The sequence below is a fragment of the Thauera phenylacetica B4P genome (genome assembly GCF_000310225.1).
GTDB lineage: Bacteria > Pseudomonadota > Gammaproteobacteria > Burkholderiales > Rhodocyclaceae > Thauera > Thauera phenylacetica.
The window spans coordinates 1-14242 of the sequence record NZ_AMXF01000029.1 but is presented as its reverse complement, the minus strand read 5'-3'; the positions used below and the strand labels follow the sequence as shown (position 1 = coordinate 14242).

Here is a 14242-nt window from a genome sequence, read left to right as displayed (position 1 = left end):
GCGCAGCGTCCGGTGGACCGCAGGGTTAGAAATCACATTTCCTCCACTGCCTTGATGATTGCATCTATCTCGTCAAGGTGTGCCTGAATGGTCAATTTGGCCTTGATGTCCATAAGCAGTCTCTTTGCCTTACCCTTTGGCTTGGTCTGAAACAATTCAGCTTTCACCCGCTCGTTATCGACGAACATGTTCGCCAGTTCCCGAAGCTGGCTTGTGTTGAGGGAATCGATGAAATCCCCAAGGTATGCAGACGCCCCGGAGTCACCCCAATAGTTTCCACACCAAACGGAAAGAATCTCTTGGTAGACCTCAGCAAAAGCGGTGGACGGAACATACGGGCCGAACTGTTCAAGCGTCTTTGCTGCTGAGACTTCAGCAGACCAGCCGTACGATGCATCCTTAGCAGCCGCAAGGGCCTTTGCAGCTCGCCTATAGATAGATGCCCTCGCGCCGTCCGGTATATACTGGATGCCCCCGCTTTCGGTTAGGAAATCAAGGATGCGGGTGCTGCCCCCTTTATCAGAACTGTCGTCTTCATCGGGATTCAGCTTATAACCGTGATAGCGCAACCCCGCGGTCTTCTTCAGATCGTCGGACGCTCTCTCCCAAACTGACGGGAATAGTTTCTTTGTGTTCGCTAACGCTGGCTCGGTACCCTTGCACAGCAGATCAAGGAAAAAGCCGAAGGCAACCTTTACATCGGCAACCTTCAACGCATTGATTTGATCGGACAACAATTCGATTTCGTCCTTCCCGAGCTTTGTTTTCTTGATCGGGTCGAACAGGCCGGAGACAGAATGCCCAGGATCTGGAAGGGGGGATTCAAACAGATTCTTTTGAAGGATTAATACCAAACCAATAACGTCTTCCTGCTCGACCTTATGGTCACTGTCGTGCGCAGGAGATGCGTGGTTTCGCATCCAGTTAATCATTTCAAGGGACTTGCCAGCCTTCTTGTTTAATAGGCCAAGCTTTGTTGCGCAACTAATCAGCACGAGGTCGTCGACGCCCGCCCACCGCTCTGAAATCGTTTCTCCGTCCTTATCGTATTTCTTGCGCCCGGACTCGTCCTTTGCAACAGATTCGAATAGATCGACGCCGTATGCCTCAATTCTCCGGCGGAGGTTGTGGACCGATGCGTTCCAAACGTCCAGCAAGGAATGGTCATAGAAGCCGACGTCAAAAAGCTTCCTTGCCTGCGCGAGCAAGTCAGACTCACGGCTTACCATGGCCGGGAACTGCCCCTTCTTGGGTGTATCTAGGAGTGCGGGTAGCGATGTAGTCATATGCGTATGGAGAGGTGGGTTGTGATTTCAACGAATAGGGTTTATCCCTCGCGCCGCAAGCGCCGTTCAGTGCGCGGGCGCCTGCCGCGAGGGATAAGCCTTGTTGAACTGAACCGCCGCTCAGGCGGTGATGCTGGGGATTCTACGCGCGGGCCATCCACATTGGATAGGGCGCGACAGGATCTTGGCATCGGCGAGTAGCCTCTCCCGGCTCAGCGCTCGCGACCATCGTCGTACTGGGCCGCAATCGGGTGCCGGCCGTGCGCCGGGCGTGCGGTGTCGGTCGCGTCCGCCAATCTGGGAACGTGCCACGGCCTGCCGGTGCGGACGTTGCATCGGCAAGGAGCGAGTCCGGACTGCGTGCGTGTTCATGTCGGCCCATCCCGACAGCGCGGCGCCGGCGCGGGCGGATCGTACCGGCGAGCCATGACGATCTCGACCGTGTGCCAACGCCCGACTCCACAGTGCGGGCAGCATCGCGGGTCCTCCCCGCTTACGCGCGCGAGGAAGTGCTCGGCCGCTTCGATCACCGTCGCTTGTGGTGCCGGCGTCTGGAGCGCCGCACGGGCGGCGGCAAGCCGGGCACGCTTGTGGCCGCAGGCGAGCAGCCCGTAGTGGCGCAGGCGCTTGTAGCCGGCCGGCAGCACGTGGCGCAGGAAGCGTCCGATGAAGGTGTCGGTCGGCAGGCTCACCGTGCGTTTGCCGCCGGTTTCGTTGTCGCGCACCCGAAGGCGCACCTGGCCCGCATCGCAGCCGAGCAGGCGGTCATTGGAGAGCGCCACGCGGTGCGTGTAGCGGACAAGGTAATCGAGCACCTGGGCGGGCCCGCCCGGCGGCGGCTTGGCGTAGACCACCCAGTCGTGCGCCAGCAGCGCACGGCGGCGGGCTTGCCATGCACCCGGCGCAGCGTGCGGATCGTCGGGCAGCTCGCCGCTGCGGTGGGCCGCGTCGAGCCGCGCGAGGAACTTGCCGCGAAACACCTTCGAGGCGGCCTGGACGGGAAACAGGAAGCGCGGGCCGCGCACCGGTGCGCGCCATCTGCCCTCGGCGTCGAGCCCGCCACAGGTGATCAGGGCGTGCACATGCAGGTGCATGCGCAGGTCCTGGCTCCAGGTGTGGAGCACGAGGCTGAAGCCAGGCACGGCGCCCAGCCAGCGCGGGTTGGCGGCGAGCTCGAGCAAGGTCGCCGCCGCACTGTCGAACAGCGCGCCGTAGAGCCAGCGCGGGAGCCGGATTGCCAGTGGATTGAGCGCGTGGGGTAGCGTGAACACCCAGTGCGCGTAGGGCACCGGCAGCACCTCACGCAGGCGCGCCGCACGCCAGGCCTCCTTGGCCCGCGTCTGGCACTGCGGGCAATGGCGGTTGCGACACGAGCGCCAGACATGGCGCTCGGCGCCGCAATTCGCACATCGCTCACGCACGCCGCCGAGGGCTGGTGTGCGGCAGTCGACGATGGCCCGCCAGACCCGCGCCTGGGTGGGCGACAGAGCATGGCCCCGGCTGTAGGTGCTGCCGTGCGTGCGCAGGATGCCGGCCAGCGTGGGCCGGTCCATGGCCGCTCGGCCTCAGAGCCGGCGCAACAGATCGAGCGGGCTGTCGTGGGGGATTGAACCCGGACGCGCCAGATGCAGGTAGCGCTGCGTGGTCGACAGGTGGCCGTGGCCCAGGAGCTTCGCGAGCGTGGCCAGATCGATGCCGGCCTCGAGCAGATGGGTGGCGAAGGCGTGGCGCAGCGTGTGGATGCCGCCCGTCTTGGTGATACCAGCCCGGTCGCGGGCACGGTAGTACGCACGTTGCGCACTGCTGATGTCGAACGGCTGGGCGGCATCGGTGGCGCGAGGGAACAGCCATACGCGGGGTTTGCAGATGCGCCAATAGACGCGCAGCGCTTCGAGCAGGCTCGGGCTGAGCAGCGTGTAGCGATCCTTGCCGCCCTTGCCCGCCACCACCCGGATGCACATGCGATCCGGTGCGCTGTCGATGTCGGCCACGCGCAGCGCACACACCTCGGACACCCGCAGTCCGGCCGCGTAAGCCGTCATCAACAGCGTGCGCGTGCGCAGATTGGCGGCCGCCTCGAACAGTCGCGCCAGTTCCTCGCGCGAGAGGATCTCCGGCTGACGCTGCGGCGTGTGAGCGTAGGGAATCGAGACGGCCTCGGCCGTGCGGCCCAGCACGATGTCGAAGAAGAACTTCAGTGCGCACACGGCCTGGTTCACGGTCGTGTAGGCAAGGTGCCGCTCGGTGATCCGGTGCAGCAGCCAGGCCTTCACCTGCGCGGCATCGAGGCGGTCGGGACTGCAGCGGTAGTGCGCGGCCAACTTGGCAACCACCGACAGGTAGGCTTGCTGCGTGCGCCGCGCCAATCCGCGCAGCACCATCGCGTCGATCATCTGCTGACGTAAGGGGCTCATGACACTTCTCCTTGAACACGGGGACATCCCCGGTTTCAAGGTAGGTCGTCGGCGCTGACGTCATGAAAAACGCGGTGGCGCTTGGGTTCGCGGCCACCGCGTCAGCGGTTTAGTTCAACGTGTTCTGCAAGTTACTGTTTAGAAGCAAAAACTACGCGAAACACAGCATAACAAGGCAGGAAAAGCAGCAGCCGACAGCTTTCCGAGTCGAGGCGACCGATTTGGCATGCAGGCCAGTAGCATACCGCTGCGCCCGGAGCCGCTATCCGGATTGGGTCGCCTGTGACGGTTCCTGGCCGCGGTCCGCCCGCCGGAGTCCCCCGTAGATCTACAGTTGCCGATGCCCTTGCACCCGTCAGCGCATCCTGCAACCGCCTCACCACCCCTCTACCCACCCCGCTGCAGCATGGCCGTATATCCGCTCGCGCCGAACAGGCACGCTGCCCCGGTCCGGTTGAACACCCGCAGCGCATTCGGCTGCGCGAGCGCCGAGCGGAAGCGGGTCGCCGTCAGCGCGTAGCCCAGCAGCACCGAGAAGGCGATCGCGCAGAAGACCGCCATCAGGCTCGCCATCTGCGGCAGCACCGGGCGGGCGGGGTCGAGGAACTGGGGCAGGAAGGCGACGTAGAAGGCGAGGCCCTTGGGATGGAGCACGTTGACGAGGAAGGCGCGCAGCACGATCCGGCCGGCGCTGCGGCGGACCGGTTCGGCGGCGTGGAGCGGCGTCTCCGCAGCGCGCCAGAGCTGAAGGCCGAGGTAGAGCAGGTAGGCCGCGCCGAGCCATTTGAGGACGAGGAACAGGCTGGCCGAAGCGGCGAGCACGGCGCCGAGGCCGAGGAAGCTGAGGCTCATGGCGGCGAGGTCGCCGAGGCAGACGCCGAGGATGCACAGCAGCGCGGGGCGCAGACCGTGGGCGAAGGCGTGGGAGCTGACCAGCAGCACGGTCGGGCCGGGGATGAGGACGACGGCGAGCGCCGCGGCGGCGAAGGCAAGCAGGACATCGATGGGCACGAAGTGTCTCCGGAGGCTTGGCGTGCGGCGCCGGGCTGCTAGGATGGGACAGTGCGCAAGCAAGCGCCTTGCCCTCGATTGAACCACAACGTCATGCTGGCCACCATGTCCGATGATCTTTCGACGGATTCTTCCGCCTCGCGCCGTTCCATCCCCGGCTTCTGCGGCCTGTGCAAGTCGCGCTGCGGCTCGCGCATGGTGGTGGAGGACGGGCGCCTGGTGGCGCAGCTGCCCGACCCGGCGCATCCGACCGGGCGCGCGCAGTGCGTGAAGGGGCGTGCGGCGCCCGAGCTGGTCTACGACCCGCAGCGCGTGCTGCGCCCGCTCTTGCGCACGCGGCCCAAGGGCGATGCCGATCCGGGCTGGCGCGAGATCTCGTGGGACGAGGCGCTCGGCCGGGTGGCGCAGGCGCTCTTGCGGGTGCGCGCGGAGTCGGGGCCCGAGGCGGTGGCGTTCGCGATCGCGACGCCGAGCGGCACGCCGATCGCCGACGACATCCGCTGGATCGAGCGCCTGGCCAACGCCTTCGGCAGCCCCAACGTGGCCAACGGCACCGAGATCTGCAACTGGCACAAGGACTTCACCCACCAGCTCACCTTCGGCCGCGGCATCGCCACGCCGGACTTCGCGCACAGCCGCTGCATCGTGCTGTGGGGCCACAACCCGCGCGACACCTGGCTGGCCAACTCCCTGGCGATCCGCGCGGCGCGCAAGGCGGGGGCGAAGGTGGTGGTGGTCGATCCGCGCAAGGCGGGCTTCGCGGCCGACGCCGACCTGTGGCTGCGCGTGCGGCCCGGTTCGGACGGGGCGCTCGCGCTCGGGGCGGCGCGGGTGATGCTGGCGCGGGGCTGGTTCGACGCAGCCTTCGTGCGCGATTTCAGCAACGCGCCGCTGCTGGTGCGTGGCGACGACGGGCGCCTGCTGCGCGCGGGCGAGCTTGCCGCGCCACCGGCGGGGGCGGGGGCGGACGACTTTGTCGCGCTCGCGGCGGATGGCCGCTTGATCGCCTGCGGCCGAGGGGTGCGCGGGTCGGCGGGGAGCGGGGTGGAGCCCGTGCTGGCGGGCAGCGTGGATGCGCATCTGGCCGACGGACGGGTGGTGCGCTGCGAGACCGTGTTCGCGCGCTTCGAGCAGGCCTGTGCCGACTACACGCCCGAGCGCGTCGCCGCGCTGTGCTGGATCGAGCCCGCGCAGGTGGAGGCGCTCGCCCGCCTGCTCCACGAGGCCGGGCCGGCGGTGTCGTATTACTGCTGGGCAGGCGTGTGCCAGCACACCAACGCCACCCAGACCGACCGCGCCATCGCCACGCTGATGGCGCTCACCGGCAGCTTCGATGCGCCGGGCGGCAACGTCGCGTTCACCCCCGCGCCGGCGAACGACGCCAGCGGCAAGGACTTGCTCGGCGCTGCGCAGCGCGCGCGCTGCATCGGGCTCGAGCGTTCGCGGCTCGGCCCGGCCAGGCTCGGCCTCATCGGCTCGGACGCGCTGTGGGACGCGATCCTGGAGGAGCGGCCGTACCCGATCCGCGCCCTCGTCGGCTTCGGCCGCGACTTCCTGCTCAACCACGCGGATGCCGAACGCGCCGCCGAGGCGCTGGCCGCGCTCGAGTTCTGCGTCTACGCCGACCTCACGCTGACGCCCACCGCAGCGCTGGCCGACATCGTGCTGCCGATCTGCACGCCGTGGGAGCGCGAGGCCCTGCGCGTGGGCTTCGAGGGCAGCCAGGCGGCGGAGTCCTGGGTGCAGCTGCGCCCGGCGGCGATCGCGCCGCTCGGCGACAGCCGCGCGGATGCCTGGGTGGTGTTCGAGCTCGCGCAGCGGCTGGGCTTGGGCGAGCACTTCTGGGGTGGCGACCTGGAGGCCGGGCTGGCTCATGTGCTCGCGCCCACCGGGCTCACGCTCGAGACGCTGCGCGCGCACCCGGGCGGGCTCGCGATACCCGCGCCTACCCGCTATCGCAAGCAGGTGGAGGAGGGCTTCCGCACGCCGAGCGGGCGCATCGAGCTGTATTCCGAGACCCTGCTCGAGCACGGTGAGCCGCCGCTGCCGCGCTTCGATGAGCCGGCCGACTCGCCGTTCGGGGAAGCTTCTGCGGCGTTTCCGCTGGTGATGACCACCGCCAAGCTGCGCCACTTCCGCCACGGCCAGGACCGCCAGGCGCCCTCGCTGCGCCGGCATTCGCCCGAACCCTCGGTGCATCTGCACCCGGACGCGGCGCGCGCGCGCGGCATCGCCGAGGGCGACCCGGTGCGGGTGCGCACCGCCAACGGTGCCATCCGTATGCATGCGCGCTTCGATGCGGCGCTCGATGCGCGCGTGGTGTGGGTGGAGTACGGCTGGTGGCAGCCGGGCACGGCGGACGCGGCGGACGGCTACGACGCGCGCTCGGAGGAGGGCGCCAACTACAGTCGCCTCGTCTCCGACCGCCGCGTCGATCCCGTCGCCGGCTCGCAGCCCCTGCGCTCGGGGCTGTGCGAGATCGAGCCGCTCAGTAGTTCAGGTTGAGCTGGTAGACCGCCGTGGTGCCGCTGACCTCGTTGCCGACCAGGAGCAGCGGCTTGGCGTTGGGCGAGTCCTTGGCGGGGATGAAGTGCAGGCCTTCGGGGCCGAGGTCGCCGACGCTCGCGAGCACGGTCGCGGGGTCTTCCGTGGTCCAGTCCTCGCGCGGGTTCAGGTAGTCCACGCGCGTCGGCGCCTGCGGGTCGGTGATGTTATACACCAGCACGCCGCCCATGCGCTCGAGGCCGACGAAGGCGAAGGTCTTGTCGCCGATGCGTCCGAGCGCGACGCCTTCGGGCTCGGGGCCCTTGTTGTCGCTGCGGTTGTCGAGCGTGTCGCCTTCCTCGTGGTTGGCGTTGAACCAGTCGGCGCAGGGGAGGTTGCGCGCGGCGCCGAGCTTGCACTCGTCGCTGGCGAGGAAGCGCTCGATCTCGGCGCCCGAGTCCCACACCAGCTTGCCGTCCTCATCGCGGATCGAGAACGAGCGCCCGCCAAAGGCATAGAGCGTGTCGTACATCAGGCGGGTGCCCGCCGGGTTCTCGTTGCCGGCGGCATCGAAGAGGATCGGCCTGCCGTCGGCGTCCTGGCGATAGCCCATCGTCCAGGTGATGTTGAGGCGGCCGAGCTGGTCGTCGTCGCGGCACTGGCCGGGGCTGCCGGCGACCGCGCCGCAGTAGGCGAAGACCGTCGGGTCGAGCAGGCCGCCGTCGGCGAGCGCGTCGAGCTGCGGCGGCAGGTCGTCGCCCTTGCGGCCGGACCAGCCCTTGGCATTGGTGAGGTGCTTGACGCGGAACTCCTCGACGAAGCCCTTGCTGGCGTCGCCATCCCAGTAGGCGTCGTCACCCTCGCCCCAGGTGCGCGCGTCGCCCTCGTTGGCGGTGACCAGCAGGGTGCGGCCCTGGTGGGTGTACGAGGCGATCGCGTCGGGCAGGTAGAGGCCGCGCACGCCCGGCCAGGCCTGGATGACGGCCTTCTTGTCGGTGTCGGAGGGATCGAACGCGTTCGCATCCAGACCGTGGTCCTTGTCGCCAAGCGGCAGGATCGCCCCGACCGTGGCCGTGGCGACGTCGATGCGGGCGAGCGCGTTGTTCTCCTGCAGCGTGGCCCAGGCGGTGGCGCCATCGGCGGACACGGCGATGTACTCGGGCTCGAAGTCCTGCGCGGCGCTCGCGCCGGGGCCATAGATGCGCACGCCCTGGGCGCGCAGGGCCTTCTCCTGGCCGTTGAAGGCGGCAAAGCCGGCGCTGCGCGCGACCGGCGCCGAGGGGGTGGAGACGTCGATCACGCTGATCGAGCCCTCGGGGTCGATCGAGTAGTCGTCGTTCGGCTCGCCTTCGTTGGCGACCAGCACGGTCTTGCCGTCGGGGGTGAAGGTGAGCATGTCGGGCAGGGCGCCGACCTCGACGCTGCCCAGGAGCGCGAGGTCGGCCGCGCGGTAGAGCGCGACCCGGCCCTTGTCGGTCTTGGGGCTGGCCTGGATGGCGACCGCGACGAGGCCACCGTGCACGGCGACGCTGTTGATCTCCGATCCGGCGAGCAGGGCTTGCGAGTCGAGCCGGCCGACGGAGACAGGGGCGGCGGGGTTGGAGAGGTCCAGCACATCGACCGCGCCGGCGTCGGCGTTGACCACGAAGGCGCGCTTGCTGGCCGCGTCGTAGGCGGGGATCTCGGCGGCGCTCTTGCCGAAGAGATTGGTGGCGTAGCCGCCGATGCGCTCCAGGCGCAGCGAGCTGGGGGTAGGCTCGGGAGCGGTGGTCGGTGGCGACGGCGTGGCGTCTTCGTCGCTGGTGCAGGCAGCCAGCGTGGCGGCGGCGAGGAGGCTCAGGGAGAAGGTCTTGAGGGCGTGGCGCGGACGGTGGCTCATGGTGTCGTGGGGCGGAGGACAAAGGCCCCAGAATCTATGAGCACAGCGTGACCGGGCTGTTACAAAAGCGCGGAGGCCGCCCATCCGCAGCACGCCGTCGCACCGTCCGGCCGCCTTGCCAGATCGACCCGCATGCCCGCGAAGACTCGTCACGAGCGCCGGCCGCCCTGAATGAGGCGATCGGGAACGCGACGCGCATCGCTCCTCCCACCGCCGTCTTCGCGCCTGCCGGCGCTCCTACATGAACCACCGCCCGCCCCGCGTCCCGTAGGAGCGGCGGCAGCCGCGAACACGGCGGCGAAACCGCGCCGCCTCGCGTAGGAGCGCCGGCAGGCGCGAACGCGGCCAAGGAACCGCGCCGCCTCATGTAGGAGCGCCGGCAGGCGCGAACGCGGCCGAGGAACCGCGCCGCCTCATGTAGGAGCGCCGGCAGGCGCGAACGTGTCCGAGGGAACCGCAGCGCCTCATGTAGGAGCGCCGGCAGGCGCGAACGCGGCCAAGGAACCGCGCCGCCTCGTGTAGGAGCGCCGGCAGGCGCGAACGCGTCCGAGGGAACCGCAGCGCCTCATGTAGGAGCGCCGGCAGGCGCGAACGCGGCCGATCAGCGCGTGACGATCAGCCGCAGCCCGAGCGCGACGAAGATCGTGCCGGCGAGGCGGTCCAGCCACTGGCCGGCGCGCGGGCGGCGGTTGATCCACTGGCCGACGCTGCCGGCGAAGTAGCCGAGCAGGCCGAACAGCAGCGCCGCCTGCACGGTGAACACCACCCCCAGGGACGCCATCTGCCACGCTGCGTCGCCGCGCGCGGGGGCGACGAACTGGGGCAGGAAGGACAGGAAGAAGAGCACCACCTTGGGGTTGATCGCGTTGGCGATCACGCCCTTCATGAACAGCGCCCCGAGCGAGCGCTCGGACTGCACTGCGCTGTCGACCCGTGCTCCGCCACCGCTGCGCAGCGCGCCGTAGCCCAGCCATAGCAGGTAGAGGCCGCCGCAGATCTTCAGCGCGGTGAAGGCCGGCGGTGATGCCGCGATCAGCGCGCCGACCCCGATCACCGCGAGCGCCGTGTGGCTCAGGCAGCCCAGCGCGCATCCCAACCCGAACGCGATCCCGCTCGCGCGCCCCTTGGACATGCCGGTGCCCAGCACCATCAGGTTGTCGGGTCCGGGCGAGATGGTGACGAGGACGGCGGCGAGGAGAAAACCGAGGAGCTGGTCTGGCGTGAGCATGGAATCGGGCGTACGCGTGGTGGGTTGGCGTGGGCGATCCGGTGGGTCCGGGTGGGCGGAATCTTACCCCTTGGCGTCCATGCGCAGAGCGCCGAGCCGCGATGGGGCTTTCCGGGACCCGCGCAAGAACTCCGGCCCAGAACGCCTGCAGACGATCCCCGACGAGCGGGTGGGCCGCCGGTGCAGTTCGCCTTCTCGACCGCGTCCAATTCGGGGCAGCGAGCCTGTTATTGCGATGCTAGGATCAAATGGATTGCATCGCCGGGAGGGAGCGGATCATGTTGTCGACGTCGATGAAGCAGGGAACGCAATTGCTGGGCCTCAGCACGCTGATCAACTCCGGCAGGCCGGCATTCGACGGGTGTTATCGGGTGCTCGCCCTCGGGGGGACGACGGTGATCGAGTTCTTCGAGCGTCCGCCGGGCAATGGTGAGCACGCCGTCCGCTTCCTGCCCTACCGCACCGAGAAGATCGCGGAGGCGGCGCTTGCCGGTCGCGAGGTCATCAGCGGCGAGTTCACCGGTTGCGTGATGGCTTCGTTCAAGCTGGGGGACGCGCTTTACGCCGGCCACGTGGACACGAACAAGGCGACATCGCAACGGGCGGAATGGGACAAGCGAAAGTCCGCCGGGCTGGAGGTCGTCTCGGAGTACGACTCGACGGGCAAGATCCAGGATGCGCACGGCGCCGCTGCGGTCATCCTGTGCGTGGCTGACGGCGGCACGGGAGCGATCAGCCATTTCCACGTCAGCAAGACGCGCTACCAGTACGGGCATCACCGCGCGGCGAACGCGCCAATTACCGATTACAAGTTCGATACGCTGTACACGGTGATCTCTTCCGCCGGCTACTGAACCGGGTGGCGGAGCCGTCGAGCGCTCCGGCAGGCCCCGCGCATCGACAACGGCGCTGGGCCTGCGGAGCGCATTCAGCTTCCGATCGAGGCGATACGGTTGTGCCGCAGCGAGCTCCACAACGCCGCGCCGATCAGCACCGCGCCGATCAGGCCGGTGAAGGTCTCGGGGATGTGCACATGCACGCCGACGAACATGATCACCGCCAGCGCGCCGATCGCCCAGAAGGCCCCGTGCTCCAGGTAGCGGTAGGCTTCCAGCGTGCCGCGATACACCAGCATCAGCGTGAATGAGCGCACGAACATCGCGCCCACGCCCAGGCCGATGGCGATGATCGGCAGGCTGGTGGTGAGCGCGAAGGCGCCGATGACGCCGTCGAAGCTGAAGGACGCGTCCAGCAGCTCCAGGTACATGAAGCCCGCGAAGCCGGTCTTGGCGACCATCTTGCCGCCTTCGCCCTCCTCGCCGCCCATGATCGCGCCCAGGCCGTCGGCCATGATGTAGACGACCAGCCCCCACACCCCGGCGACGATGAACTCCATGCGCTTCTCCGCGCCGTCCATCCACGCCGAGGTGGCGAGGATGGCGAGCAGCGTCAGCAGGATCTGCGCGGCTTCCAGGCGGCCGAGCTTGGTCAGCGGGCTCTCGATCGGCGCCAGCCAGTGGGTGTCCTTGTTCTCGTCGATGAAGAACTTGAGGAAGACCATCATCAGGAAGGCGCCGCCGAAGGCTGCGATCTCGTGATGCGCGGAGGTGAGCAGGCGGGCGTATTCGTCGGGGTTGAAGAGCGCAAGATCGACCACCTCGACCGGCCCCATGCTCGCCACCACGCCGACGATCGCGAGCGGGAACACGATGCGCATGCCGAAGACCGCGATCAGGATCCCCCACAGCAGGAAGCGCTGGCGCCACTTCTCGTCCATGTGGCGCAGCACGGTGGCGTTGACCACCGCGTTGTCGAAGGACAGCGAGGTCTCCAGCACCGCGAGCACGGCGACGATGAAGGCGGCGGGCCAGCCGCCGAGCAGGTAGCCGCCTACGAGCCCGAAGACGGTAAAGCCGATCGACCAGGTGAAGTACTTGAGGTTTTGCATCGAGGGTCCGGTGGGAGCAGGCGACGCGCCCAAGGCATCGCGAGGGGCGCAATCTTATCGCTTCACGGGCGGGGTGGTGATGCGGTTTTCCGAGGCGCTGCTTTCGCGCCTGCCGGCGCTCCTACAGAAACCAACGTGCTTCCGGGGCCTGTGTCGGAGCGGCGCAAGCCGCGAATCATCCTTCCGGGCGTTCGCCGAGGTAGGCTGAGCGCACTCTGGGATCCCGCGGCAGATCGCCTCCGGCGCCTGCGAGCACGATGCGGCCGCCCTCCATCACATACCCGCGATCAGCCAGTTCCAGCGCCAGTCGCGCGTTCTGCTCCACCAGCAGCAAGGCGACGCCGTCGCGCGCGATCTTGCCGATCAGCGTGAAAATGTCCTCGACCACCCTGGGCGCCAGGCCCATCGAGGGTTCGTCGAGCAGCAGCAGGCGTGGGCGCGACAGCAGGGCGCGGCCGACCGCGAGCATCTGCTGCTCCCCGCCCGAGAGCGTGCCGGCGAGTTGCCCGCGGCGGCTGGCGAGCTGGGGCAGCAGGCAGCAGATGCGCTCGCGATCCTCGGCGAGCGTGGCTTCGGTGCCGCGCGTCCACGCGCCCAGGCGCAGGTTCTCCTCCACCGTGAGGCGGCCGAAGATGCCGCGCCCCTCGGGCACCAGCGCGATGCCGGCGGCGACGCGGCGGTGCGGCGGCAGCGTGTCGATGCGCGCGCCGGCGTAGTGGATCTCGCCACCGGCGCAGGGCAGCAGGCCGGCGATGGCATTGAGCGTGGTGCTCTTGCCGGCGCCGTTGGCGCCGATCAGGCAGACGATCTCGCCGGCGCGCACTTCCAGGTCGATGCCGCGCACGGCCGGAATGCCGCCATGCGCGACTTCCAGCCGGCGCAACGCCAGCAGGGGGCTCGTGGGCTCAGGCGGCATGGCGGCCCCCGCCCAGGTAGGCGTCGATCACGGCCTGGTCGCGCTGCACGGCGGCGGGCACGTCCTCGGCGATCTTGCGGCCGAAGTCGAGCACCGCGACGCGGTCGCACAGGCCCATCACCAGGTTCACGTCGTGCTCGATCAGCAGCACGGTGACGCCGTCGGCGCGGATGCGGCGGATCAACTCGCCGAGCGCGGCGGTCTCGGTGGCGTTCATGCCGGCGGCGGGCTCGTCGAGCGCGAGCAGGCGCGGCGCGGTGGCGAGCGCGCGCGCGATCTCGAGGCGGCGCTGGTCGCCGTAGGAGAGGCTGTGCGCGAGGCTGCCGGCGAGCCGGTCGATGCCGACGTAGTCGAGCAGGGCGTGCGCTTTCTCGGTGCAGGCGCGCTCCTCGGCGCGGCTGGCGCGGGTGCCGGCGAGCACGCTCCACAGCCCGGCGCGGGTATGGCGGTGGCGGGCGGCCATGACGTTCTCCAGCGCGTTCAGCTCGCGGAACAGGCGGATGTTCTGGAAGGTGCGCGCGATGCCGCGCGCCACCACCGCCTGCGGTCGCTCGGTGGGCAAGGCCGCGCCGTCGAGCAGGAACACGCCGGCGTCGGGCGGATGGATGCCGGTGAGCGCGTTGAAGAAGCTGGTCTTGCCTGCGCCGTTGGGGCCGATGAGGCCGTAGATCTCGCCCTTGCGGATGGACAGCGAGACGCCGGAGAGCGCCTGCAGGCCGCCGAAGCGCTTGTCGATGGCGCGGGCTTCGAGCAGCGACGTCATTGCGCGCGTCCTTGCGCGGTGGCCGACGCCGGGCTGGAGGATGCCGAGGCGGCATGGCCGGCGACCGGGGTGCAGCCGGTGATCCAGCCTTCGATCGGATCGAAGTTCGCCGGCAGGCCGAAGCGCGGCGCACCCTGGCGGGCGGCCGCAGCGGCCTGCAGCAGGGCGAGCACGGCATCGAGCAGGTCGCCGCTGGCGTCCTCGACCAGGGCCTCGCGCTGTGCGGGCGTGGCGTGCAGCGTCGGCGCGGGCTGCGGGCCGCCGGAAGACGGGGCGCCGCGGACGAGGGCGTCGACGATCGCGGCGCGCGCGG

The 14242-nt window shown here is 69.0% G+C and carries 11 protein-coding genes and 1 pseudogene; 2 read left to right on the top strand and 10 right to left on the bottom strand.

Features of this window, described 5'->3' with window-relative positions; translation table 11 throughout:
- Nucleotides 1-32: 32 nt before the first annotated feature.
- From C667_RS06500 to C667_RS06485, 4 genes are all read right to left on the bottom strand, one after another.
- Entirely contained in the window at nt 33-1208 is a 1176-nt protein-coding gene (locus C667_RS06500; RefSeq protein ID WP_211207670.1) for a hypothetical protein, read from the bottom strand.
- A gap of 446 nt (nt 1209-1654) precedes the next feature.
- Nucleotides 1655-2839 (bottom strand): IS91 family transposase, encoded by a 1185-nt coding sequence (locus C667_RS06495; protein ID WP_004358934.1) that lies wholly within the window; start codon nt 2837-2839, stop codon nt 1655-1657.
- 12 nt (nt 2840-2851) lie between these two features.
- The gene (locus C667_RS06490) at nt 2852-3700 is read right to left on the bottom strand and encodes a tyrosine-type recombinase/integrase (protein WP_004358932.1); all 849 of its coding nucleotides are present in this window, start codon (nt 3698-3700) and stop codon (nt 2852-2854) included.
- A gap of 387 nt (nt 3701-4087) precedes the next feature.
- Nucleotides 4088-4711, bottom strand: a complete 624-nt coding sequence (locus C667_RS06485) for a LysE family translocator (RefSeq protein WP_004358930.1) — start codon at nt 4709-4711, stop codon at nt 4088-4090.
- Between the two features lie 78 nt (nt 4712-4789).
- Here C667_RS06485 and C667_RS06480 point away from each other — a divergent pair, with 78 nt between their 5' ends.
- The gene (locus tag C667_RS06480; RefSeq protein ID WP_004358928.1) at nt 4790-7216 is read left to right on the top strand and encodes a molybdopterin-containing oxidoreductase family protein; all 2427 of its coding nucleotides are present in this window, start codon (nt 4790-4792) and stop codon (nt 7214-7216) included.
- Here the strand turns inward: C667_RS06480 and C667_RS06475 are convergent.
- On the bottom strand, nt 7200-9074 hold the full coding sequence (locus C667_RS06475) for a choice-of-anchor I family protein (protein ID WP_004358926.1): 1875 nt from the start codon (nt 9072-9074) through the stop codon (nt 7200-7202). The two genes, C667_RS06480 and C667_RS06475, sit on opposite strands and share 17 nt — an antisense overlap.
- A gap of 601 nt (nt 9075-9675) precedes the next feature.
- The gene (locus C667_RS06470) at nt 9676-10302 is read right to left on the bottom strand and encodes a LysE family translocator (protein WP_004358924.1); all 627 of its coding nucleotides are present in this window, start codon (nt 10300-10302) and stop codon (nt 9676-9678) included.
- A 248-nt stretch (nt 10303-10550) separates the two neighbouring features.
- Between C667_RS06470 and C667_RS06465 the strand changes: the two genes are divergently transcribed.
- A complete protein-coding gene (locus C667_RS06465; protein WP_004358921.1) occupies nt 10551-11156 on the top strand; it encodes a hypothetical protein in 606 nt (201 codons plus the stop codon).
- A 74-nt stretch (nt 11157-11230) separates the two neighbouring features.
- On the opposite strand, the gene C667_RS06460 is transcribed toward C667_RS06465, so the two are convergent.
- The 4 genes and pseudogenes from C667_RS06460 to C667_RS26360 form a co-directional block, all read right to left on the bottom strand.
- Nucleotides 11231-12250 (bottom strand): DUF475 domain-containing protein, encoded by a 1020-nt coding sequence (locus C667_RS06460; RefSeq protein WP_004358919.1) that lies wholly within the window; start codon nt 12248-12250, stop codon nt 11231-11233.
- A gap of 175 nt (nt 12251-12425) precedes the next feature.
- Nucleotides 12426-13166, bottom strand: a complete 741-nt coding sequence (locus tag C667_RS06455; protein ID WP_039920893.1) for an ABC transporter ATP-binding protein — start codon at nt 13164-13166, stop codon at nt 12426-12428.
- On the bottom strand, nt 13156-13929 hold the full coding sequence (locus C667_RS06450; protein ID WP_004358915.1) for an ABC transporter ATP-binding protein: 774 nt from the start codon (nt 13927-13929) through the stop codon (nt 13156-13158). The genes C667_RS06455 and C667_RS06450 overlap by 11 nt, the downstream gene beginning before the upstream one ends.
- Nucleotides 13926-14242: pseudogene (locus C667_RS26360) on the bottom strand (hypothetical protein); the annotation flags it as partial. The pseudogene C667_RS26360 and the gene C667_RS06450, both read right to left, overlap by 4 nt.

Bases quoted from the DNA above. Each gene is read 5' to 3' on its own strand.
- C667_RS06460 (WP_004358919.1), bottom strand. From the start codon at position 12,250: ATGCAAAACCTCAAGTACTTCACCTGGTCGATCGGCTTTACCGTCTTC.
- C667_RS06455 (WP_039920893.1), bottom strand. From the start codon at position 13,166: ATGCCGCCTGAGCCCACGAGCCCCCTGCTGGCGTTGCGCCGGCTGGAA.
- C667_RS06495 (WP_004358934.1), bottom strand. From the start codon at position 2,839: ATGGACCGGCCCACGCTGGCCGGCATCCTGCGCACGCACGGCAGCACC.
- C667_RS06475 (WP_004358926.1), bottom strand. From the start codon at position 9,074: ATGAGCCACCGTCCGCGCCACGCCCTCAAGACCTTCTCCCTGAGCCTC.
- C667_RS06450 (WP_004358915.1), bottom strand. From the start codon at position 13,929: ATGACGTCGCTGCTCGAAGCCCGCGCCATCGACAAGCGCTTCGGCGGC.
- C667_RS06465 (WP_004358921.1), top strand. From the start codon at position 10,551: ATGGATTGCATCGCCGGGAGGGAGCGGATCATGTTGTCGACGTCGATG.
- C667_RS06490 (WP_004358932.1), bottom strand. From the start codon at position 3,700: ATGAGCCCCTTACGTCAGCAGATGATCGACGCGATGGTGCTGCGCGGA.
- C667_RS06470 (WP_004358924.1), bottom strand. From the start codon at position 10,302: ATGCTCACGCCAGACCAGCTCCTCGGTTTTCTCCTCGCCGCCGTCCTC.